Source organism: Burkholderia sp. Ac-20392 (assembly GCF_017104585.1).
Classification (GTDB): Bacteria; Pseudomonadota; Gammaproteobacteria; order Burkholderiales; family Burkholderiaceae; genus Burkholderia; species Burkholderia lata.
This window is the reverse complement of sequence record NZ_JAAGPB010000931.1, coordinates 1-1,703: the sequence shown is the minus strand read 5'-3', so window position 1 is coordinate 1,703 and position 1,703 is coordinate 1. Positions and strand designations below refer to the sequence as shown.

General features: G+C 69.4%; 2 protein-coding genes and 1 pseudogene. All 3 read left to right on the top strand.

From position 1 onward, the window contains the following. Positions 1–90: pseudogene (locus G3N99_RS39815) on the top strand (LysR family transcriptional regulator); the annotation flags it as partial. A 41-nt stretch (positions 91–131) separates the two neighbouring features. Further along, positions 132–1,055 (top strand): DMT family transporter, encoded by a 924-nt coding sequence (locus G3N99_RS39810; protein ID WP_174938675.1) that lies wholly within the window; start codon positions 132–134, stop codon positions 1,053–1,055. 67 nt (positions 1,056–1,122) lie between these two features. Further along, positions 1,123–1,703 (top strand): HAMP domain-containing sensor histidine kinase (locus tag G3N99_RS39805; protein ID WP_206125142.1); only part of this gene is annotated, 581 nt, incomplete at its 3' end.

The following is a 1,703-nucleotide window of genomic DNA, read 5'->3' as shown; positions in this document are numbered from 1 at the left end:
TCGCAGGTCGTGCTGTATTCGCGCGTACGCGACGCACGCGCCGCCGCCGCATTGCGCAGGTTTGCCGACAGTCTTGCAATCTCGGCGTAAACTAGCGGATTACGCCGCCCGCAATCTCCAGAAGAATTCCAATGAAGCCCGAAGCCCGCAAGCACCTCCGTGCCAACCTGCTGATGCTCGCCGCCGCCGCGATCTGGGGTTCGGCTTTCGTCGCCCAACGCCTGAGCCTCGACGTGATCGGGCCGTTCCTGTTTACGGGGCTCCGTTTCCTGCTCGGCGCGCTGGTGCTGGTGCCGCTGCTGATGCTGAACACCGCGTCGCGCACGCAACTCGCGGCGATCCGCCGTGAGCCGAAGCTGCTGCTGCCGGGCCTCGCGCTCGGCGGGCTGCTGGCGGTATCGATTTCGCTGCAGCAGATCGGCCTGCAGTACACGCGCATCGCCAACGCGGGCTTCATCAGCTCGCTGTACGTCGTGATCGTGCCGCTGATGGGTGTGTTCGCCCGTCACCGGATCGGCCCGGGCACGTGGTTCGGCGCGCTGCTCGCGGCGATCGGCCTGTATTTCCTCAGCATCAACGAGCACTTCTCGGTGCTGTACGGCGACTGGTTCCAGCTCGCCGGCGCCGTGATCATCGCCGCGCACGTGATGGCCGTCGGCCATTTCGCGAAGCGCCACAATCCGCTCGTGCTCGCGTTCATGCAGTTCGTCGTGTGCGGCGTGGCGTGCCTCGCGGTCGGCCTCGTCATCGAGCCGGTCAGCGGCACGATGCTGCGCAACGCGCTGCCGACGCTGCTGTACGGCGGTCTGCTGTCGGTCGGCGTCGGCTATACGCTGCAGGTCGTCGCGCAACGCGACGCGGCGCCCGCGCACGCGGCCGTGATCTTCAGCATGGAAGGCGTGTTCGCGGCGATCGCCGGCTGGGCCGCGCTCGGCGAAACGCTGACGCTGCGTGCGCTCATCGGCTGCGCGCTGATGCTGGCCGGCCTGCTCGCGTGCCAGCTGCTGCCGAACGGCGACGCCAGGAAAAAGGACGAGGACGCGCTGCCGGCGTGACACGCACCGTCCCTATAATGGCGGTTCGCGTGACTTCCACGCCAACCGCTTCCGACAGGCCAGCTCCGTGACGTCCACTTCCGTCGATCCCGCCGCCGACCTGCTGCGCGAACGCGCAGCGCATTACGCCACCCAGGCGGCGCTGTTCCTGCGCGACCAGGCGCTCTCCACCGCGTCGCACGACCTGCGCAGCCCGCTGAACGCCATGCATAGCTGGGCGTACGTGCTCGAGCGCCAGCTCGCCAACGCCGATCCGAACCTGCAGCGCGCGCTCGCGGGCATCCGCACGGGCATCGACCAGCAGGTCGCGCTGATCGACGACGTGCTCGACGCGCCGCGCGCCGACACGCGCACGCTCGCCCTCAAGCCGCAGCCGTTCGCGCTGCGCGCGCTGCTCGACGACACGATCGCGCTCGTCCGTTTCGCGCTCGCCGACGCACGACAGGTCGCGCTCGATGCGACGCTGCCGGACGGCGAACCGTCGCTGACCGCCGACCGCGAACGCATCGCACAGGCGCTCTGGACGATGCTGACGACCGCGGTCGAAGCCAGCGCCGCCGGCAGCCGCGTGACGTTCGCGTGCGCCCGCGACGGCGTGCAGTTCACGGCACGCGTCACCTGCACCGTCAACGCCGGTGCGCTCGCCGA

Coding starts and splice junctions, on each gene's coding strand:
- G3N99_RS39810 (WP_174938675.1), top strand. CDS start 132: ATGAAGCCCGAAGCCCGCAAGCACCTCCGTGCCAACCTGCTGATGCTC.